Origin of the sequence: Amycolatopsis sp. cmx-4-83, from assembly GCF_046548815.1 — a bacterium.
Taxonomy (GTDB): Bacteria; Actinomycetota; Actinomycetes; order Mycobacteriales; family Pseudonocardiaceae; genus Amycolatopsis; species Amycolatopsis pretoriensis_A.
The window spans coordinates 840071-858748 of sequence record NZ_JAEBEF010000001.1 but is presented as its reverse complement, the minus strand read 5'-3'; the positions used below and the strand labels follow the sequence as shown (position 1 = coordinate 858748).

The following is an 18678-nucleotide window of genomic DNA, read 5'->3' as shown; positions in this document are numbered from 1 at the left end:
TCGTGGGTCACGTGCCACTACGCCCGGTCGGGATGGTCCCGGCGCAGCCGAGCGCTGATCTGCTGGGGCTGCGCCGCTGATCCAGCCCATCCGGAACGACCGCCCGCAACCCCGGATCTGCGGCCAGCTTGCTCGCTTCCGGTCGCGGTCGGCGGCCACCTCGTGCGCCTGGTGGGGCTGGTAGCTGCCCTCCGGTTGCCGGTCACGCTCCAGCTCCCGGCTGATCGTCGAGACCGGACGCCCCAGCTCGGCGCGGTGGCGGCCTTCGCCGCGGCCCGCCAGTACTTCGCCGTCCGGTAGTCGACCCCGACCCTCCGCGCCGCTTCCCGGCTGCCCCCACCCTGAACCACCAGCGCAAAGGAGACGAGGTTCGGGGCTTGCCACGCATAGACCGATCCCGGCTCATACGATCCCTGGAAACCGGACCCTGGAGGCGGCCCTGCTCAGCCTATCGGCGCTCCCGGACAAACCGCCCACGAACAGCAGGTTGTCCACAGCCCCCACGACTTGTGGGCAAACCTCAGCCCAGCGAAGCAGCCAGCTCCACCAAGGTCCGCGCCGCGAAGCCGGTCGCTCCCGGGACCACCTCGTCGTAGTTCTTCTCCGACCGGGCCGGTCCGGCGATGTCCAAGTGCGCCCACGGCAACCCGGACGTGAACTCGCGCAAGAACAACGCCGCCGTGATGCTGCCCGGGCCGCCGGGTGTCTGCCGGACGTCGCCGAACTCGCCGCGGACGTTCTCCGCGTAGTCCTCCACCAGCGGCATGCGCCACCACGCCTCGCCCACCCGAGCGCCCGCCGCGACGACCGCCTCGGCCAGTGCGGAATCCGAGGCGAACAGGCCGCCCGTGCGCAGGCCGAGCGAGACCTTCATCGCGCCCGTCAGCGTCGCCGCGTCGACCACGTAGTCCGGGTTGAACTTGCGGATCCCGTACGCCAGCGCGTCGGCCAGTACCATCCGGCCCTCCGCGTCCGTGTTGGACACCTCGGTCGTCTTGCCGCCGTAGTGGCGGACGATGTCGCCAGGCCGGTACGCCGAGCCCGACACGTGGTTCTCCGCCGCGGGCACCAGGGCCGTCACGCGGATCGGGAGGCCCAGGGCCGCGATCGCGCGGGTCGCCGCGATCACCGCCGCGCCGCCCGCCATGTCCGTGCGCATCAGGTGCATGCCGTCGGCCGGCTTGATGGACAGGCCGCCCGTGTCGAACGTGATGCCCTTGCCGACCAGCAGCAGGTGCCGCGAAGCGCCCGCGGGCTTGTACGCCATCTCGATCAGCCGCGGCGGGCGCGCCGAGCCGCCGCCGACCGCCACGACGCCGCCGAAGCCCTGTGCCGTCAGCCACTTCTCGTCCCGGATCGTCACCTCGACGTCCGGGCCGGCCACCTTCGACGCCGTGTCCGCCAGCCACGCCGGGGTCTTCACGTTCGACGGCGTGTTCGCCAGGTCGCGGGTCAGCGCCGTCGCCGCGGCCAGCGCCGAAGCGCGGGCGACCAGTTCGCCGGCGGCCGGGTCCGCGGTCACCAGCCGCACCGTCCGGACCGACGGCTTGGGGTCCTCGCCCGTCACCTTGAAGCGGTAGCCACCCAGCAGCAGCCCCAGCGCCAGCTCGGTCACGTGCTCGCCGGACGCCTCCTCCGGCAGCGCCACCTGCACCGCGCGGAACGCCTTGGCGCCACTCCCGACGTCGTCCGCCAGCGCCGCGTTCACCGCGCGGACCAGCGCTGCGCCGGTCTTGCGGTACTGCTTCGGTTCGCCGTCGCCGAGGCCCGCGACCCAGCGGGGCCCGTCGCCGGGGACCGTCTGCACGTCGCCCGCCTTGCCGGTGATCCGGACGCCGCCGACCTCGAGCGGCTCGGACTCGACGTCGTCCGCCGGCGCGGTCACGAACCGGGCCGTCGGGGTACCGCGGCGGAGATCCGCCGCTACCTCGATGTCGAGCAGGCTGGTCGGAACGGGGGGTAGCGGATTACGCACAGTGAGCAACCTTCGGGCGCAGAGGAACCGCGACCCCGGCCTCCGAAGGGAGACCGGGGTGCGACGGAAGGACGGTTCGAGGGAGGCTTTTTAGCCGGTGACCTCCGCCAGTGCGGCGCCGAGGTCCTTCGCTTCTTCCGCGGAAAGTTCGACGACGAGTCGCCCACCGCCCTCGAGCGGTACGCGCATCACGAGGCCCCGCCCCTCCTTAGTCACTTCGAGGGGACCATCTCCGGTCCGGGGCTTCATGGCCGCCATAGCGTGCTCCCTCCGTCTCAACCGGCGCGCCCGGGTCGCGCTCGCGTGAAAGCCAGCCGGGTCTGGTGTCCATTGTCCCTCATCAGCGGCCGGGCGCATCAGCGGACCGATCTTTTGCCGCCGTATCGGTGCTGGTATGCGGCCCGCGAGGGGTGTGAGACTGTCGGACGACCGATGTTTCCGCGCAAGGAGAAGACGTGACCACATCCGACGTCCTGCTGATCGCCGACGCCGACGGGGTGCGCACCCTCACCCTCAACCGGCCGCAGGCGTACAACTCGCTGACCGTCGAGCTGAAGGAAGCACTGCTCGCGGCGCTGCGCGAGGCGGCGGACGACGAAGCCGTCCGCGCGGTGGTGCTGACCGGTTCGGGCAAGGCGTTCTGCGCCGGCCAGGACCTGAAGGAGCACGTGGGGCTGCTGCAAGCGGGTGACCCCGCCCCGCTACACACCGTGAAAGAGCACTACAACCCGATCGTCGACGCGATCGTCTCGATGGAGAAGCCGGTGATCGCCGCGATCAACGGCACCGCCGCCGGGGCCGGGGCCGCGTTCGCCTACGCCTCCGACCTGCGGATCGCCGCCGAGTCGTCGTCGTTCCTGATGGCCTTCGCCAACGTCGGGCTGGGCCCGGACTCGGGTGCTTCGTGGACGCTGCAGCGGCTGGTCGGCTACGGCCGCGCCGCCGAGCTGATGCTGCTGGCCCGGACCGTCGACGCCGCGGAGGCGCTGCGCCTCGGCCTGGTCGGCGAGGTCGTGCCGGACGAAGAGCTGCCGGCGCGCGCCCAGAAGGTCGCGGCGAAGCTCGCGGCCGGGCCGACGGTGGCCTACGCGAAGATCAAGAGCGTGCTCAACCTGGCCGCGCAGTCGACGTTCGAGGAGGCCCTCGCCGCCGAGGACGCCGCCCAGACCGCGCTCGGCGCGACCGCCGACCACACCGAAGCCGTCGAGGCCTTCGTCGGCAAGCGCAAGCCGAACTTCCAGGGCAAGTGAGCGCCGGGCTGCTTCCGGGTCAGGCGGCCCGGAAGCAGCCTTGGACGTGGTCGTCGACCATGCCGGTGGCCTGCATCAGCGCGTAGCACGTGGTCGGGCCGAGGAAGACGAAGCCGCGCTTCTTCAGCTCCTTCGCCATCGCCTTCGACTCGTCGGTGATGGCCGGCACGTCGGCCATCGTCTTCGGGCGCTGGTGCGAAGCAGGCGCGAACGACCACAGCAGGTCGTCGAGCGGGGTGTCCAACGCGGCGATCGCCTGCGCGTTCTTGATCGCGGCCAGGATCTTCGCCCGGTTCCGCACGATCGACGCGTCCTGCATCAGCCGCTCGACGTCGGCGTCGCCGAACTTCGCCACCTTCGCCGGCTTGAACCGCTTGAACGCCTTCCGGAAGTTCTCGCGCTTGCGCAGGATCGTGATCCACGAGAGCCCGGACTGGAACGACTCGAGGCACAGCCGCTCGTACAGCTCGTCCTGCCCGTGGAGCGGCACGCCCCACTCTTCGTCGTGGTAGGCCACGTAGTCCGGGGCCGAATTGCCCCAGCTGCACCTCGCGACGCCGTCGGCGCCGGCCAGCTCACTCATCCCCACCCACCGAATAGTCCTCCGCGAACCGCGCGAACCGCCGCAGCGACTGGCGCACGCCCAGTGCGAACGCCGGCCGCACCACCGGCCAGCCGAGCCGGCCCAGCGGCCCGAACGGCAGCCGCAGGTGCTCGGCCCAGACGAACGTCGAGCGCTGCGCGCCCTTCGGCACCACCTGGAACACGCCGGTGCCCTGCACGACGCGGCCGAGGTGCCGGACGGCGCACCGCACCGGCGGCTCCCAGCTCGTGATCTCCATCTTGTCCGTGAACCCGATGCCGGCCACGCCGGTGAACGCCGAGAGCCGCGACCCGACGCTGCGGCCGTTGCCCTCGACGACCTCGACCTCGGTGCCGAGCATCCACTCGCCCTGGCGCGTCCAGTCGGTGAGCGCGAGCCAGGTCGTCCCGGCCGGCGCGCGCACGTCGACCGACAGGATCAGATCCGTCACTGGGCGCCTTCGGGCGAACTCTCGCGCTCGCGCTCACGCTGCTCCAGCTCGGCCACGCGCTCGCGCAGCTCGTCGATCTCGACGCCGAGGCGCCGCAGCACCCAGTCCACTTCGGACATCTTGTAGCCGCGCAGCACCAGCTGGAAGCGGACCTCGGTCAGGTCCTCGCCGGTGATGTCCTCGGCGGGCAGCCGCGTCGGCGAGCTGCCCGGCGGCAGCGGGGCGAGCTCCTCACCCCGGCCGAAGACCACGGCGGCCAGCAGGAACACCACGGCGGCCACCAGCAGCATGACTACGAGGTAGATCAGCGCGGTCGTCACGCGACGATCGTGGCATACCCACCCCAGGATCGTCGCGCGAGCACGACGAGCCGCAGCGAAAGCAGCACCCAGACGACCATCAGCACCGCGCACGGGACGCTCAGGACCAGCCTCGACGCGTCGACGAACCCGGTCGTGCCGATCAGCAGCCCGACCGAAGCCAGGTTGACGCCGACCGCCAGCGCGATGAGGGTGCCGCAGAACCGCGCGAGCCCGGCGCCGTCCAGGTGCCGGCTCAGCCAGCGGATGCCGAGCAGGGCGAGCACGCCGATCACCGGGACGACGAACACGGCGCCGTGGGTGACGTGCGTGACGACCTTGTACCACTCCGGGGTCGGCGTCGAGATCTTCGTCCACTCGCCGAAGGTGAGGATCCGGGCGTAATCCCACGAAACCTGCATCACCGGGACGCCGATGACGAGCTTCCACAGCGTCCGGACGCCGCTGAGCATGCCGAGCTCGGCCTGGTAGTCGCGGGCGACGACGGCCGCCGGCCCGAAGTCGGCGACCGCGCGCCGCTCGGCGTCCTCGTCGCTCCAGCCGCCCGCGCGGTAGGCCTCGGCGGCGTCGTGCAGGCCGTCGCGGGCCTCGCCGAGCAGGTCGGCCTTGAACCGGCCGCAGCCGTGCAGCCTGCGGTCCAGGTCCCCCAGGTACTCCTCGATCATGCGCCCAGCACTCCCCCGATGACCGTCGTGAACTCCCGCCACTCGGCGCGTTCGGCGGCCAGGGCCTGCTGTCCGGAGCGGGTGAGCCGGTAGGTGCGTCGTTTGCGCCCGGAGACGACGTCCCACTCGCTGGCCAGCCAGCCGGCCCGTTCGAGCCGGCGCAACGCCGGGTAGACCGTGCCGGTCGGCAGGTCGAGCGCGCCGTCGCTGCGCAGCTGGAGCGCCTCGATGATCGCGTAGCCGTGCAGCTTCCGGCCGTCGAGGACCGCCAGCAGCAACGCGTCGAGGTGCCCGCGCAAGGTGTCCGCCTTCATAGGTACGCAGTCTACGCATCCCACCCTGGAGAGGCTATTGCCCGATCACGGGGGACGCACCCGGGGATATCCCGGAGATGACCCGGATCTCATGGATTTGACGGCTACATGTAGCCAGCCTACGTATATAGTCGGGCGCCATGGACGCACTCCCGGTCGCGAGACTCCAGTTCGCGACGACGACTTCGATCCACTTCCTGTTCGTGCTGCTCACGCTGGGGTTGGTCACGATGGTGGCCGTGATGCAGACGCGCGCGGCGGTCGGCGGCAAGCCCGAACTGCTGCGGATGACCCGTTACTGGGGCCGCTTGTACGTCATCAACTACGCGTTGGGGATCGTCACCGGAATCGTGATGGAATTCCAGTTCGGGCTGACCTGGACCGGGCTTTCCACATTCGCCGGCGACGTCTTCGGCGCACCGCTGGCCATTGAGACGCTGGTCGCGTTCTTCCTCGAGTCGACCTTCCTCGGCCTGTGGATCTTCGGCTTCGGGCGGATGGGCAAGTGGCTGCACCTGACGCTGATCTGGCTGGTCACGCTGACCGCGTACGCGTCGGCGCTGTTCATCATGCTGGCCAACTCGTTCCTGCAGAACCCGGTCGGCAGCCGGCTCGAGGGCGGCACGCTGCACCTCGACGACTTCGGCGCGCTGTTTTCGAACCCGGCACTGGCCGCGTCGCTGCCGCACGTCATCAGCGCCGCGCTGGTGACCGGCGGGTTCTTCGTGGTCGGCGTCAGCGCGTACCACTTCCTCAAGCGCACGACGGAGGTCGAGTTCTTCCGCCGCTCGATGCGGATCGGCGTGGTCGCCGCCCTGATCGGCTCGATCTTCGTGGTCAACCAGGGCTTCGCGCAGTTCGGCCGGTTGAAGATGTACCAGCCGGACAAGCTCGGCGGCAGCGCGGTGGGCGCGCCGCTGGGCGTGATGATCGTGCTCGGCTTCGCGATGTTCCTCTGCGCGCTCCTCGGCACGCTGCTGCTGTTCCGGAACTGGCTCACCCGAGCCCGGTTCCTGCACCACCTGATGGTCGCGGCGATCCCGTTGCCGTTCTTCGCGTCGATCATGGGCTGGCTGGTGCGCGAACTCGGCCGTCAGCCCTGGCTGATCTGGGGGAAGCTGCGCACCGCCGACGCCGTCGCGGACGTCCCGGCCGGCCAGATCCTGTTCTCCTTCATCGCCTTCACACTGCTGTTCGCCGCGCTCGCGGTCGCCGACTGGGTGCTCATGGCGCGGGTCGCCAAGCGCGGCCCGGAGCCGGTCGAGGAGCCCGCCGAACTGCCCGTCCTGAGCGGGGTCTGACCGGTGGTGACGATCTGGTGGTGCGTGCTCGGCCTGCTGACCTGCGGGTACTTCGCGCTCGCGGGCTACGACTACGGCGTCGGGATGCTCCTGCCCGCCTTCGAGACCGGCGAACGACGGCGGCGGCAGACGCTCGGCGCGCTCGGCCCGTTCTTCCTGGCCAACGAGGTGTGGCTGGTCGCGGCGGTCGGGCTGCTGTTCGGCGCGTTCCCGCACCTGGAGGGCAAGGTGTTCGCCGGGGCGTACGTCCTGGTCGTGACGCTGCTGCTCGGCCTGGTCACGTTCACGGCGTCGATGCAGCTGCGCAGCCGCCGCCCGGACGCGCGGCGCGGCGCCTGGACCGCGGGCATCGTCGGCGGCGCGGTGGTGACGGCGTTGTCGTGGGGGCTGTTCCTCGGCAACCTCGTGGTCGGGCTGCCACTGACCGCCGACGGCTCGCCGTCCGGGGACGTCCTCGCGCTCTTCAGCCCGTACGCCGTGCTGTGGGGGCTCGGGTTCGTGGCCCTGTTCGCCTTGCAGGGCGCGGCTTTCCTCGCCGTGCGCGCCCCGGCCGAGCTGACCGGGCGGGCGGTGCGGCTGGCCCGCGCGTTCACCGCGCCGGTGCTCGCGTTCCTCGTGATCGCGACGGGGTGGGGGTGCTTCACGCTCGACGGCGTGACCGCGCTCGGCGTGGGTGTGGTCGTGCTGGCCTTCGCCGCCCTCGCCGTCACCTGGCTCGGTCTCTTCGCGAAGCGGTACCGGGTCGCACTGCTCGGCTCGATGGTCCTGGCCGCGTGCCCGGCCCTGCTCGCCGGCACGCTGCGGTTTCCCGCCGTGCTGGTTTCGCCCGGGTACGCGCTCACGGTCGAGCAGGCGGCGACGGCGCCGGGGACGTTCGCGGTGCTGGCCTGGTTCGCGCCGCCGTCGGTGCTGGTGCTGCTGGTGGTGCAGTGGCTGACCTGGCGCGCCCACCGCCATCCCGTCGACCAGCGCTCGCTGCTGCACTTCTAGGGGGAACGCCGTGCCCGCTCTACCCGGACTCCGGCGCTACCTGGCCGTGCTGGCCGCGCTCGGGGTGCTCACCGCCGCCGCGGTGCTGCTCCAGGCCGAAGGTCTCGCCACGCTGCTCACCGGCGGCGGTGTGTCACCGGTGCTGGTCGTCGCGATCGCCGCGAGAGCAATGCTTTCGTGGGGTCACGGCGTCCTCAGTGGACGGTTCGCGGCTTCGGTGCGCGGCGGCCTGCGCCGCCGGTTGCTCGATTCACGCGCCGACCGCGCGGGCGTCGTGGCGACGCAGGTGACGCGCGGGGTCGACGCCACGGACAGCTACCTGACCGGGTACCTGCCATCGCTGGTCGTGTCGGTGGTGGTGCCGGTCGCGGTGATCGTGCGGCTGTTCACGACGGACCTGGTGTCGGCGCTCATCGTCGCGGCGACGCTGCCGCTGATCCCGGTGTTCGCGATCCTGGTCGGCAAGCACACGGCGATGCGCACCGAGCGGCAGTGGTCGCTGCTGACCAAGCTGGGTGGCCACTTCCTCGACGTGGTGCGGGGTTTGGGGACGCTCCGGCTGTTCGGCCGGGCGGCGGCGCAGGCGTCGACGGTCCGGTCGATGGCCGCCGCGCACGCCGACGCGACGATGAAGACGTTGCGGATCGCGTTCCTTTCCGCGCTGGTGCTGGAGTTGGTGGCGACGATGTCGGTGGCGCTGGTGGCGGTGCCGATCGGGTTCCGCCTCCTGGACGGCGGCCTCGACGCGCGGACGGCTCTCCTCGTCCTGCTCCTCGCCCCGGAGGCGTACCTGCCGCTGCGCGCGGCGGGCGCGAAGTTCCACGCGGCGGCGGAGGGGCTGACGGCGTTGCGGGAAGCCCTTGCGGTACCGGTGGTTGCTCGTCGTTCCGCGGCTTCGACCCGGCGGCGGGGTGCGCCTTCGCTGGCGCTGGAGCGGGTTTCGGTGTCTTATGACGGCGTCCCGGCACTGTCCGAAGTGGACTTGACGGTGCCGGCCGGGTCGCGGATCGCGTTGGTGGGTCCGAGCGGGTCCGGGAAGAGCACGGTGCTGGCGGTGCTGCTGGGGTTCGTCACGCCGACGTCGGGGCGGGTGCTCGTCGACGGGGTGGACCTGCGGTCGCTGTCCCCGGCGGACTGGCTCGAAGAGGTGGCTTGGGTGCCGCAGCGGCCGACGCTGTTCCGGGGGTCGCTGGCGGAGAACATCGCGCTGGGACTGCCGTCCGCGGACGTGCCGGCCGCCGCCCGGGCCGCGGCGTTGGATTCGGTGGCGGCGGGCTTGCCCGCGGGGTACGCGACGCGGGTGGGCGAGCTGGGCGAGGGCTTGTCGGCGGGCCAGCGGCAGCGGGTGGGACTGGCACGGGCACTCGCGCGGACGTCGTCGGGGCTGGTGCTGCTCGACGAACCGACGACCCGGCTGGACTCCCGCACGGAGGAGACAGTCCTCTCGGCGACCCGGCGGCTGCTGCCGGACCGGACCGCGGTGCTGGTGGCGCACCGGCCGGCGCTGGTGGCGCTGGCGGACCGGGTGGTCGAACTCCGCGACGGCCGGATTCGCACGGAGGTGGCGGCGTGAACCTCTGGGCCGTGTCCACGAGGGACACCCTCCGCCTCGTCCGTGCCGCACTCCTCGGGGCCGGGGCCGAACTCGCCGCCCTCGCGCTCATGGCCACCGCCGCCTGGCTGCTCCTGCGTGCCGCCGAACGGCCGCCGCTCGGGGCGCTCACCGTCGCCATCGTCGGCGTCCGGACCCTCGCCCTGCTGCGCGGCGGCCTTCGCTACGCCGAGCGGCTCGCCGGGCACGAAGTCGTCCTGCGGTGGCTCGGGGCGCTGCGCACCCGCGTCTACCAGGCCCTCGTGCCCAGCTCACGGTACTCCGGCGGAGACCTCGTCACCCGGCTCGTGTCCGATGTGGACGCTCTGCAGGACGCCGTCCTGCGGTGGCTGCTGCCCGCCGGGGTCGCCGCGCTCGTAGGGACCACCGCGGTCGCCGTCGTGGCCACCGCTTCCGCCGGTGCCGCCGCCGTGCTCGCCGCCGGGTTGCTCGTCGCGGGTGTGCTGCTCCCCTGGCTGGTCATCCGCACCACCGCCCGCGCCGCCCGCGAGAACGCCCCGAAACGCGCCGAACTGGCCGAGCGCGCGGTCGAACTCGTCACCGGGCACCGGGAGCTCGTCGCCGCCGGCGCGCTGGCCGAACACCGCGCGCGGGCGACCACCGTCGTCGACGGGATCGCCGTGAGCGAGCGGGCCACCTCGGGTACGGCCGCGCTGCTCGGCGCCGCCGGGGTGCTCGTCCAGCTGGGCACCACCGTCGCCGTCGCGCTGCTGGCCGGCGCCTCCGTGCCGTGGACCGCCGCGCTCACGCTGGCCGCCATGACGAGCTTCGAGGTCGTCCTCCCGCTGGTCGCGGCCGCCCGGCGGGTGCCGGAGATCCGCGCGTCGGCCGCCCGCGTGCGGGCCGTCCTGGCCCAGCCGCCCACTCCCGAAGGCACCCGGACGCCGGAAAAGGGGCACTTCCGGCTCGAAAGCGCCGGCGTCCGCCACCCGGGCCGGGCACCCGCGCTCCAGCGGATCGACCTGGACCTGCCGCCCGGCAAGCGCGTCGGGATCCTCGGCCCCAGCGGCGCCGGCAAGACGACGTTGCTCCGCCTCCTCCTGGGCAGCCAGGCACCCACCGAAGGCCGGGTGCTCCTCGACGGCCACCCGCTCGGCGAGTACGCCGACCTGTCGGGAACCATCTCGGGCGCCGAAGCCGACGCGCACGTCTTCCACGCGACCGTCCGCGAGAACCTCCTGCTCGCGAAGCCCGCCGCCACCGACGACGAGCTGCGGGAAGCCTGCGCGGTCGCCGGGTTCGACCTGGACCTCGACCGCGGCACCGGGCCGGACGGCGACGCGCTCTCCGGCGGTCAGCGGCAGCGGCTCGTCCTGGCCCGCGCGGTCCTCGCGGCCCCGCCGGTGCTGGTGCTCGACGAGCCCGTCGAAGGCCTCGACCCCGCGCACGGCGACGCCGTCCTGAAGAACGTCCTCGCGCACGCGAAGGGCACGGTCGTCCTGGTCACCCACCGCCCCGAGCACCTCGACGGCTTCGACGAGGTGCTCACCCTCGAGGACGGGCGAGCACTTCCCGCATCGGCGGCCGGTCGGCGACCCGGACGTCCGTGACGTCCGGCAGCCACTCCTCGTCGACCTGGACGAACTGCGTGAACGGCGCGTCGGCGGCCGGCACGCCGCAGCGCGCCAGCGCCGTGCCCAGGATCTGGCGGGACATCACGCCCAGCTGCGGCAGCGATCGGTTCCGGTGCTTGCGGACGCCGAGGTTGACCTGGGCGAGCCCGTCGAGGCCGTAGCGCGCCTCGGCGTCGAGGAGCAGCCCGATCTCGACGCCGTACCCGGCGGCGAACGGCACCGATTCGAGGAACTCGCGGGTGCCCGCGTACTCGCCGCCGAGGGGCTGGACCAGCCCGCTGAGCGCCGGGCGCAGCGCCGAGAGCACCGGCCGGGCCAGCAGCTCGGTGACGCGGCCGCCGCCGCCGCTCTCCAGCCGCAGCGGACGGCGGTAGAAGCCCTTGACCAGGTGCACGCCGGGCTCGGTGACCAGCGGCCCGAGCAGCGACGGCACGAACGCCGGGTCCGGGTCGACCAGGTCCGAGTCGAGGAAGACGACGAGGTCACCGCTGGTCGCGGCCAGCGAACGCCACAGCACCTCGCCCTTGCCGGGGACCGGCGGCAGGTCCGGCAGCACGTCCTCGCGGCGGACGACCCGCGCGCCCGCGGCTTCGGCGGTTTCGACCGTGGCGTCCGTGGAACCCGAGTCCACGACGACGAGCTCGTCGACGACCGAACCGACCAGGGGGCGGACGGACGCGACGACGGCACCGACCGTCCGCTCTTCGTCGAGGGCCGGTAGCACGACGGAAACCGTCCGGTCACCCTTCGCGGTCGCGATGTCCGCGGACGTCCAACCGGGTTCCTGCCACGTGCGCCGCTCGAACCAACTCACGAGTAACGATCGTGCCATGCTGGTGTCACCGCCACCGAGGAGGAGGACCACTTGATCGCGCAGCTTGTCCGCTTCGTGCTGGGGCCGCTGGCCAGGGCGCTGTACCGGCCCGAGGTGCACGGCGTGGAGAACGTGCCCACCACGGGCCCGGTGCTGCTCGCGGCCAACCACCGGGCGGCGCTCGACACCGGCGTGATCACGTTCGCGACCCCGCGCCAGGTGAAGTTCCTCGGCAAGGCGGAGTACTTCACCGGCAAGGGCCTCAAGGGCAAGCTGATGGCCGGCTTCGTCGGCGGCCTCGGCTACATCCCGGTCGAGCGCGGCAACGCCCAGGCCGGGCTCGCCGCACTGGAAGCGGCCCGCAAGGTGCTCGACGCGGGCGGCGTCTTCGCGATCTACCCCGAGGGCACCCGCTCCCTGGACGGCCGGCTGCACCGCGGCCACACCGGCGTCGCGGCCCTGGCGCTGGCGACCGGCGCGAAGGTGGTGCCGGTCGCGCTGACCGGCACCGAGCACCTCCAGCCGAAGGGCGCGAAGATCCCCCGGCCCGCGAAGATCTCCATCACGTTCGGCAAGCCGCTGGACTTCTCACGCTACGAGGGCCAGGACTACGCCCCGGCGATCCGCCGGTCGGTCACCGACGAGGTGATGTACGCGATCCTGGAGATCTCGGGCCAGGAGTACGTGGACACCTACCACAAGCGGCCGAGCGAAGGCGTCGCCTGAGCCGTCACCAGGGCACCGGGCCCTCGTCGTCGACGAAGGTGCCCGTCGGGCCGTCCGCTCCGATCGTCGCCATGCGGACCGCCGACACCGCACCTTGCGCCGGGGTGCGCGGGCCGGCGTGGTTGTTCAAGTCGGTCGCGCAGTGGCCCGGGCAGACCGCGTTGACCAGGATCCCGTCGGGCCGCAGGTCCCTCGCGTACTGCAGGGTCAACGACGTCAACGCCGTCTTCGACGGGGTGTAGCCGGCGGAAATCGGCAGCTGGGCGTCGGGGTCGGCGTTGCGCGTCAGTGACGCGCCGCCGCTGGAGACGTTGACGATGCGCGGAGCGGCCGAGCGGCGAAGGAGCGGCAGCAGCGCGTTCGTGACCGTGACGACGCCGAAGAAGTTCGTCTCGAAGATCGCGCGCAGCGTGCCCAGGTCGGCGGTGCTGGGGCGCTGGTGGGAGAGGTCCGTGCCCGGCGAGCGGCTGATGGCCGCGTTGTTGACCAAGACGTCGAGCCGCCCGTACCGCTCCTCGATGCGGGAAGCGGCTTCGGCGGCCGACGCCGGGTCCGTCACGTCGAGGACCACCGAAGAAACGCCCAGCTCCGCGGCGGCCTTCTCGCCGAGTTCCGCGCTGCGGGCGCCGATGACGACGGTGTGCCCGAGGGCGGCGAGCCGCGCGGCGATCTCGCGGCCGATGCCCTTGTTCGCGCCGGTGACCAGAGTGATTTCGTCCATGGCTCCAGCACACCAGCGGGACGCCCGCGCGAGCCAACACCGATGCCGCATCGGCCGATACTCTGGTGGTATGGAGACGCGGGAGCTCGCGTATTTCGTCGCCGTCGCCGAAGAACTGCACTTCGGCCGCGCGGCGCAGCGCCTCGGCATGGCGCAGCCCCCGCTGTCGCGCGCCATCCAGCAGCTCGAACGGCGCATGGGGGTCACGCTGCTGGAACGCACGAGCCGCGGCGTGTGCTTGACGCCCGCGGGCGCGGTTTTCCTTGCGGAGAGCCGCAAAGCGCTCGACGCCGTGGAGGCGGCCGTGCGCCGGGCGCAACGCGCGGGGGAGGAAGTGCCGAAGCTGCTCGTGGCGATGAAGCCCGACGGCGACGCCGGCCTGCTCGAGCGGATCCTGCCCGGCTACCGCGCCGACCCGGACGCGATCGAGGCCGAGATCGTCGTGTGCGGGATCGGCGAGCAGTCCCGCATGCTGCGCGACGGCCGCGCCGACCTGGCGTTCCTGCACGGCCCGCACGACGACGTCGCCGGGTTCGACACGGAGCTGCTGCTGGAGCAGGACCAGCTGGCGATGCTCCCCCGCGGCCACCGGCTGGCCGGCCGCGCGGCGCTGGTCATGGCCGACCTCGAGGGCGAGCCGTTCCCGCGCTGGCCGGGCAGCGAGGTGCCGGGCCCCGAGGTGCGCGACGCGGGCCAGCTGCTGCAGCTGATCGCACTGGGCCAGGTCGTCGCGGTCGTCCCGGAGTCGGCGCGGCGCCACGTCCGCCCGGACGTCGTGTGCGTGCCGGTGCTCGACGCGCCCCGGACCTCGGTGGTGCTGGCCTGGCCCGACCGGACGCGATCACGAGCCGCGGCCGCGTTCGTCCGGGCCTGCACCGGAGTCGCGGACGACAGCCGGGTGGCGGTCGATCGCTGATCTCGCCGGCCCGGACGCTCGGGTTCTCACCGCGACTCCGACGGAGAACTCGAGTCGGCGTCGAACGGGCGGCCCACCAGAGCCGCACGGCGCGTGATCTGAACCGGGCCGACGACGACGTCGACCTCGAGCAGCCACACCACCGCACCGATGAGCGACACGAGAACGACCAACACCACGACGAGTCGAGTGGTCGATCCCCCATTGGAGATAGCCAGTCCCAAAGTCGAGCGGGGCGCCGGCTCGCGCACGTCGCACTTGTCGCGTTTTCGACCTTGTTTCCTCGCGGTTCGGCGGCCTCGAAGCTCGTTGCTCATACCAAGGATCTCCTTCGCCACTCTCGCCGGGCATCGGTGGATCAGCGCAGCCGGCGCACACTCCCGGATCAGCAGAGCGGAGTATGCACACCGACAAGGAGCGCACCAACCTTCGTTGTGCACACATCGCTGTGTGCACCAAAGTTCGGGCCGTGCCAGCTTCGCGTCATGTTTCGAGTTGGCAGAACCCTGACCGACTCCGAACCAGACGTACGAGAGGCACGAGAAAACTGGCGTCCGTGTTGACTTCCATCGAATCCGGACATCGGAGAGGGTGTTTTGGCGATTCAAGGCACGCGGGGTCCGGCCATCCCGGGCAACGTGGCCGCTGCCATCAAGATCGTGGAGGGACTACTGGCAGGCAGTGAGGAAAGCGGGGTGAGCCTGACGCTGGGGACCCCCGAAAACACGGCTTGATCGGCGGCTGCATGTCCCTGGTCGACATCTTGTTTTTCGGCCCGGCACTCCGAGGAGGCAATCTCCGCGTCGAACTCGAGGACGGGACCAGTGAGGTCAAACTCGTCGCGGACACGCTGGTTCGCAAACTGCACAACCAACCGGAATTGCAGGCCTCGGCTCACGGCAAGCTGCCCTTGGTCGCAGGTAGCCTCCGGGCCGCACAGGTGAACGATTCCGCCGTGGAACACCGCTTGAGCATCCCGGTCGAAGTGTCCCCGGCCGAGGCGCTCATCTGGGTTATTGCGCTCTGCACCTTTGCGAATTCATTTGGCCCGTGTCCGCCACACTCCCGCGCGGTACATCTTGCTCACAGTGATGCCGCCGGCCAACGCAAGCCGGCGGCATCATTGATCGTCGTGGTCAGCCACTCGGCACCTGACCTGCACCGACGTCAGATCCCCGGCGCTTCCTTAGCCCACTTCGGCGGGGCCGGCGGCTCGTAGCTCTCGAACCGGTCCAGCAGCACCGCCGCGTCCGCGTCCGCCATCACGAGCTGCCGGTACTCCGGCTTGACGAAGCCCTCGGTCACCATGTGGTCGGCGAACGCCAGCAGCGGGCCGTAGTAGCCGTCCACGTCGACCAGGCCGATCGGCTTGCCGTGCAGGCCGAGCTGCGCCCACGTCCAGACCTCGAACAGCTCCTCCAGCGTGCCCGCGCCGCCCGGCAGCGCCAGGAAGCCGTCCGACAGGGCCGCCATCTTGGCCTTGCGCTCGTGCATGTCGCGGACCACGTGCAGTTCCGACAGGCCCGCGTGCGAGATCTCGACCGAGGACAACGCCTCCGGGATCACGCCGATCACCTCGCCGCCCGCCGCGAGGGCCGCGTCGGCGACGACACCCATGGTGCCGACGCTCGCGCCGCCGTAGACCAGGCCGATGCCGCGCTGGGCCAGGAGCTTGCCCAGTGCCGCCGCCTGCTCGGCGTAGCGGGGCGAGAACCCCATCGACGAACCGCAGAACACGCAGATCCGGCTCATCAGTGGGTGTCCTCCCACGCCTGGTAGGACTCCTGGACCACGCGGACGGCGTCGTCGATGTCGTCGGTGACGTGCAGCAGGTCCAGGTCGTTCGGGCTGATCTTGCCCTCGGCCTGCACGGTCTTGGCGATCCAGTCGTAGAGGCCGCCCCAGTAGTCGCTGCCGAACAGCACCACCGGGAACTTCGTGACCTTCTTGGTCTGCACCAGGGTCAGCGCCTCGAACAGCTCGTCGAGCGTGCCGAAGCCGCCGGGCAGGCAGATGAAGGCCTGCGAATACTTGATGAACATCGTCTTGCGGGCGAAGAAGTACCGGAAGTTGACGCCGAGGTCGACCCACGGGTTCAGGCCCTGCTCGAACGGCAGCTCGATGCCGAGCCCGACGGAGAAGCCGCCGGCCTCGGCCGCGCCGCGGTTGACCGCCTCCATCGCGCCCGGGCCGCCGCCGGTCATCACCGCGAAGCCGGCGTTGGCCAGCGCGCCGCCGATCTTGCGGCCGAGCTCGTACTCGGGGTTGTCGCGCTTGGTGCGGGCCGAGCCGAACACCGTGACCGCGCGCGGGACCTCGGCGAGCGCGCCGAACCCCTCGACGAACTCGGCCTGGATCCGCAGGACGCGCCACGGGTCGGTGTGCACCCAGTCGCTCGGGCCGCGCGAGTCCAGGAGCCGCTGGTCGGTGGTGCTGCCCTGGTCGCGGCGGTCGCGGCGCAGCACGACCGGGCCCTTGTGCCGCTCCACCGGGCGCTCGGGGTACTGGCCGTCGGGGAATTCAGACTGTTCACTCACTCAGCCATGCTACGGCCTGCCCGCCAGCGAAAATGCGAGCAGCGCCGTGGAGGTGAAGTCGATGGCCGGCTCGTTGCTGGGCCATGAACTCAAGTCGTCGGCGTAGCGGCTTCCCTGCCCGTCGAAAGATTCATACGGACGGGTGCATTCCTTCGCGCCCGCGGGGAACGGCAGGTCGGCGAAGTTGTCCGCGCCGTTGGGGCCGTTGACGACCGCGCCGTAGAGCACTTTCGACGGGCCGGCGAGGTTCGCGGCCTGGTGGTGCGGGCACCGCGGCGACGTCGTGCCGACGCCGACCACCAGGGAGACGCCCCACGCGTTGGCCCCGAGGGTGAAGTCCCGTTGTTGCGCACCGAAGGCGGCGTAGCGGGAGTCGCCGGTGACGCGCTGGTAGAGCCGCGCGGTGGCGGCGAAGCCGAAGCTCTTGCTGGCCGCGTCGAAGTCGGTGACGGCGACCGCCGTCCGGAATGGACTCCGCTTCGCCGCCTCGACGCCGGAGTCGAGCTGGCGCCGCAGGTCCGCGGCGAGGTCGCGGACGCCGAGCGCGGCGCCGGGGACGCCGGTGCGCAGCAGCCCGGCGAGGTCGGCGTGGGCGAGCGCGCTGGTGTCGTAGAGGTTCAACGTGCTCGTGTCGCCGCTGCCGATGTACGCCTTCGCCCACTGCGCCGCGTCGCGGGCCCAGCCGTTCGCGCGCGGGTCTTTCAACGCCCGCGCCGCCAGCGCGAGCTGCGTCGCGCCCAGCTCCAAGTCGTCCGCCCAGGACGACTCCGGGTAGTACGCGTGCGGGAACGCGGTGACGAGCTCGCCGACGTTCGCCGTCTCGGCCTGGGTGAACACCGCCGCGGCCTCGGTCAGGTAGTGGCGGGCCAGCCGCGGGTCGCGGTGCGCGTGGACCTGCGCGCCGAGCGCGAACGCGGCGGCGACGCGGCCGGCGAGGTTGGGCGAGAGCGGCGCGCCCGCCGGGGCGGCCGGGAACACCGGGCGGTGCTTGACGAAGTAGGCCGGGTCGCCGGGCTTCACGTCGAGGGCGTCGTCGTCCTGCGGGTTGCGCCAGACGTCGTGGTCGCCGAGGAAGCCGAACTCCTCGCTGCCGGTGCCGATGCCGACCTGCGCGTAGAGCGTCTTGGTCTTGCCGTCCCAGACCTTGTCGAGCCAGTCGAGGCCGAACCGGACCTCCTTGGCCAGCACCGGGTCCGGGTCCTCGCGCAGCACGAAACCCAGCTCCGCCAGCGAATACGCGGTGTTGGACGTGAACTTCACGAAGTCGCCGGCGTCGACCCAGCCGCCTTCGACGTCGACCGGGCCGCCTTGGGGCTTCAGCGGTTCGACGATTTCGTCGCCGCCCTCGCCGGCGAACTCCGGTTCCGCGTAGACGGTCGCGGTCCGGTCGGCCAGGTGCGAAGGCTTGCGGTCCAGGCGGCCGGGGACGACGTCGTGGCCGTCGCGCTGGGCCTGGAAGAACTCGGTGGTGGCGCGCACGAGCGGGCGGAACAGCCGGCGCGCGGTGTCGATCCGGAACGGCGGCGACGTCGCGCCCGCGGCCTTGACCCGGTAGGTGCCCGGACGGTCCAGAGTGGACAGATCGAGGTCGAACACCGCCGGGTAGCGGGCGTTCCAGGCCCCGAGGCTCGCGCCGGTGCGGCCCGTGCGGACGGTGTGCCCGCGCTCGTCGACGACGGTGAACGTCCCCGGCGCGCTCCCGAGCAGGTACGCGTGCTTCGCCTCCCCCAGCGCGTAACCGACTTGGTCGACGCGCACCTCGGCCGGGGTCGCGGCCTCGGCCGGGCCGGCGGCGAGGGGCACGGCGAGGACGGCGGCCGTGGCGAGGGGAAGCAGGCGCATGATCGGCCTCCGCTTTGTTAGGAAAGTTTCCTATTTAACGCTAGCCTGACGGCGACCGGGGCGTCAATATGTCCGTTTCCGCGACTT

22 protein-coding genes are annotated in these 18678 nt (G+C 71.8%); 9 read left to right on the top strand and 13 right to left on the bottom strand.

The window, feature by feature from the left end; translation table 11 throughout:
- The first annotated feature begins 171 nt into the window (after window positions 1-171).
- Window positions 172-300: a hypothetical protein gene (locus ACLJQM_RS04420; RefSeq protein WP_410630219.1), complete on the top strand. Its 129-nt coding sequence runs from the start codon at window positions 172-174 to the stop codon at window positions 298-300.
- A gap of 220 nt (window positions 301-520) precedes the next feature.
- On the opposite strand, the gene ACLJQM_RS04415 is transcribed toward ACLJQM_RS04420, so the two are convergent.
- Window positions 521-1975, bottom strand: coding sequence for a leucyl aminopeptidase family protein (locus ACLJQM_RS04415; RefSeq protein WP_360772374.1), 1455 nt, complete (start codon window positions 1973-1975; stop codon window positions 521-523).
- Window positions 1976-2065: 90 nt separating this feature from the next.
- Window positions 2066-2233 carry a DUF3117 domain-containing protein gene (locus ACLJQM_RS04410; RefSeq protein WP_013222969.1) on the bottom strand — a complete coding sequence of 56 codons (168 nt, stop codon included), beginning with the start codon at window positions 2231-2233 and terminating at the stop codon, window positions 2066-2068.
- Between the two features lie 197 nt (window positions 2234-2430).
- Here ACLJQM_RS04410 and ACLJQM_RS04405 point away from each other — a divergent pair, with 197 nt between their 5' ends.
- On the top strand, window positions 2431-3225 hold the full coding sequence (locus tag ACLJQM_RS04405; protein WP_360772377.1) for an enoyl-CoA hydratase-related protein: 795 nt from the start codon (window positions 2431-2433) through the stop codon (window positions 3223-3225).
- Window positions 3226-3244: 19 nt separating this feature from the next.
- Here ACLJQM_RS04405 and ACLJQM_RS04400 read toward each other — a convergent pair whose 3' ends face one another.
- The 5 genes from ACLJQM_RS04400 to ACLJQM_RS04380 are packed head-to-tail and all read right to left on the bottom strand — an operon-like array spanning window position 3245 to window position 5558.
- Window positions 3245-3808 (bottom strand): DNA-3-methyladenine glycosylase I, encoded by a 564-nt coding sequence (locus ACLJQM_RS04400; protein WP_360772380.1) that lies wholly within the window; start codon window positions 3806-3808, stop codon window positions 3245-3247.
- The gene (locus ACLJQM_RS04395) at window positions 3801-4259 is read right to left on the bottom strand and encodes an SRPBCC family protein (RefSeq protein WP_247014541.1); all 459 of its coding nucleotides are present in this window, start codon (window positions 4257-4259) and stop codon (window positions 3801-3803) included. The genes ACLJQM_RS04400 and ACLJQM_RS04395 overlap by 8 nt, the downstream gene beginning before the upstream one ends.
- A complete protein-coding gene (locus tag ACLJQM_RS04390) occupies window positions 4256-4579 on the bottom strand; it encodes a DivIVA domain-containing protein (protein WP_247014542.1) in 324 nt (107 codons plus the stop codon). The genes ACLJQM_RS04395 and ACLJQM_RS04390 overlap by 4 nt, the downstream gene beginning before the upstream one ends.
- Window positions 4576-5244, bottom strand: a complete 669-nt coding sequence (locus tag ACLJQM_RS04385; RefSeq protein WP_247014543.1) for a permease prefix domain 1-containing protein — start codon at window positions 5242-5244, stop codon at window positions 4576-4578. The genes ACLJQM_RS04390 and ACLJQM_RS04385 overlap by 4 nt, the downstream gene beginning before the upstream one ends.
- A complete protein-coding gene (locus tag ACLJQM_RS04380; RefSeq protein ID WP_125307115.1) occupies window positions 5241-5558 on the bottom strand; it encodes a helix-turn-helix transcriptional regulator in 318 nt (105 codons plus the stop codon). Before ACLJQM_RS04380 ends, ACLJQM_RS04385 begins: the two co-directional genes overlap by 4 nt.
- A gap of 140 nt (window positions 5559-5698) precedes the next feature.
- On the opposite strand from ACLJQM_RS04380, the gene ACLJQM_RS04375 reads away from it, so the two are divergent.
- The 4 genes from ACLJQM_RS04375 to cydC are packed head-to-tail and all read left to right on the top strand — an operon-like array spanning window position 5699 to window position 11011.
- Window positions 5699-6859, top strand: a complete 1161-nt coding sequence (locus ACLJQM_RS04375) for a cytochrome ubiquinol oxidase subunit I (RefSeq protein WP_410630218.1) — start codon at window positions 5699-5701, stop codon at window positions 6857-6859.
- Window positions 6860-6862: 3 nt separating this feature from the next.
- Window positions 6863-7849, top strand: a complete 987-nt coding sequence (locus ACLJQM_RS04370) for a cytochrome d ubiquinol oxidase subunit II (RefSeq protein ID WP_410630217.1) — start codon at window positions 6863-6865, stop codon at window positions 7847-7849.
- Window positions 7850-7859: 10 nt separating this feature from the next.
- Window positions 7860-9422: a thiol reductant ABC exporter subunit CydD gene (gene cydD, locus ACLJQM_RS04365; RefSeq protein ID WP_410630216.1), complete on the top strand. Its 1563-nt coding sequence runs from the start codon at window positions 7860-7862 to the stop codon at window positions 9420-9422.
- Window positions 9419-11011, top strand: a complete 1593-nt coding sequence (cydC, locus tag ACLJQM_RS04360; RefSeq protein ID WP_410630215.1) for a thiol reductant ABC exporter subunit CydC — start codon at window positions 9419-9421, stop codon at window positions 11009-11011. Before cydD ends, cydC begins: the two co-directional genes overlap by 4 nt.
- Here cydC and ACLJQM_RS04355 read toward each other — a convergent pair.
- A complete protein-coding gene (locus ACLJQM_RS04355) occupies window positions 10947-11849 on the bottom strand; it encodes a glucosyl-3-phosphoglycerate synthase (RefSeq protein ID WP_410630214.1) in 903 nt (300 codons plus the stop codon). The genes cydC and ACLJQM_RS04355 overlap by 65 nt on opposite strands.
- Window positions 11850-11900: 51 nt before the next feature.
- Here ACLJQM_RS04355 and ACLJQM_RS04350 point away from each other — a divergent pair, with 51 nt between their 5' ends.
- A complete protein-coding gene (locus tag ACLJQM_RS04350; RefSeq protein WP_247014549.1) occupies window positions 11901-12575 on the top strand; it encodes a lysophospholipid acyltransferase family protein in 675 nt (224 codons plus the stop codon).
- Between the two features lie 4 nt (window positions 12576-12579).
- Here ACLJQM_RS04350 and ACLJQM_RS04345 read toward each other — a convergent pair whose 3' ends face one another.
- Window positions 12580-13296, bottom strand: a complete 717-nt coding sequence (locus tag ACLJQM_RS04345; RefSeq protein WP_410630213.1) for an SDR family oxidoreductase — start codon at window positions 13294-13296, stop codon at window positions 12580-12582.
- Window positions 13297-13366: 70 nt separating this feature from the next.
- Here ACLJQM_RS04345 and ACLJQM_RS04340 point away from each other — a divergent pair, with 70 nt between their 5' ends.
- A complete protein-coding gene (locus tag ACLJQM_RS04340; RefSeq protein ID WP_410630212.1) occupies window positions 13367-14212 on the top strand; it encodes a LysR family transcriptional regulator in 846 nt (281 codons plus the stop codon).
- A gap of 26 nt (window positions 14213-14238) precedes the next feature.
- On the opposite strand, the gene ACLJQM_RS04335 is transcribed toward ACLJQM_RS04340, so the two are convergent.
- A complete protein-coding gene (locus tag ACLJQM_RS04335) occupies window positions 14239-14529 on the bottom strand; it encodes a hypothetical protein (RefSeq protein ID WP_410630211.1) in 291 nt (96 codons plus the stop codon).
- 428 nt (window positions 14530-14957) lie between these two features.
- On the opposite strand from ACLJQM_RS04335, the gene ACLJQM_RS04330 reads away from it, so the two are divergent.
- On the top strand, window positions 14958-15431 hold the full coding sequence (locus ACLJQM_RS04330; RefSeq protein WP_410630210.1) for a hypothetical protein: 474 nt from the start codon (window positions 14958-14960) through the stop codon (window positions 15429-15431).
- On the opposite strand, the gene ACLJQM_RS04325 is transcribed toward ACLJQM_RS04330, so the two are convergent.
- Genes ACLJQM_RS04325 through ACLJQM_RS04315 form a run of 3 tightly spaced genes read right to left on the bottom strand, consistent with a single transcriptional unit; the run spans window position 15380 to window position 18591 of the window.
- Window positions 15380-15964, bottom strand: coding sequence for a TIGR00730 family Rossman fold protein (locus tag ACLJQM_RS04325; RefSeq protein ID WP_360772411.1), 585 nt, complete (start codon window positions 15962-15964; stop codon window positions 15380-15382). The two genes, ACLJQM_RS04330 and ACLJQM_RS04325, sit on opposite strands and share 52 nt — an antisense overlap.
- The gene (locus ACLJQM_RS04320; protein ID WP_360772414.1) at window positions 15964-16749 is read right to left on the bottom strand and encodes a TIGR00730 family Rossman fold protein; all 786 of its coding nucleotides are present in this window, start codon (window positions 16747-16749) and stop codon (window positions 15964-15966) included. Before ACLJQM_RS04320 ends, ACLJQM_RS04325 begins: the two co-directional genes overlap by 1 nt.
- Before the next feature lie 9 nt (window positions 16750-16758).
- Window positions 16759-18591, bottom strand: coding sequence for a glycoside hydrolase family 9 protein (locus tag ACLJQM_RS04315; protein WP_410630209.1), 1833 nt, complete (start codon window positions 18589-18591; stop codon window positions 16759-16761).
- Window positions 18592-18678 lie beyond the last annotated feature (87 nt).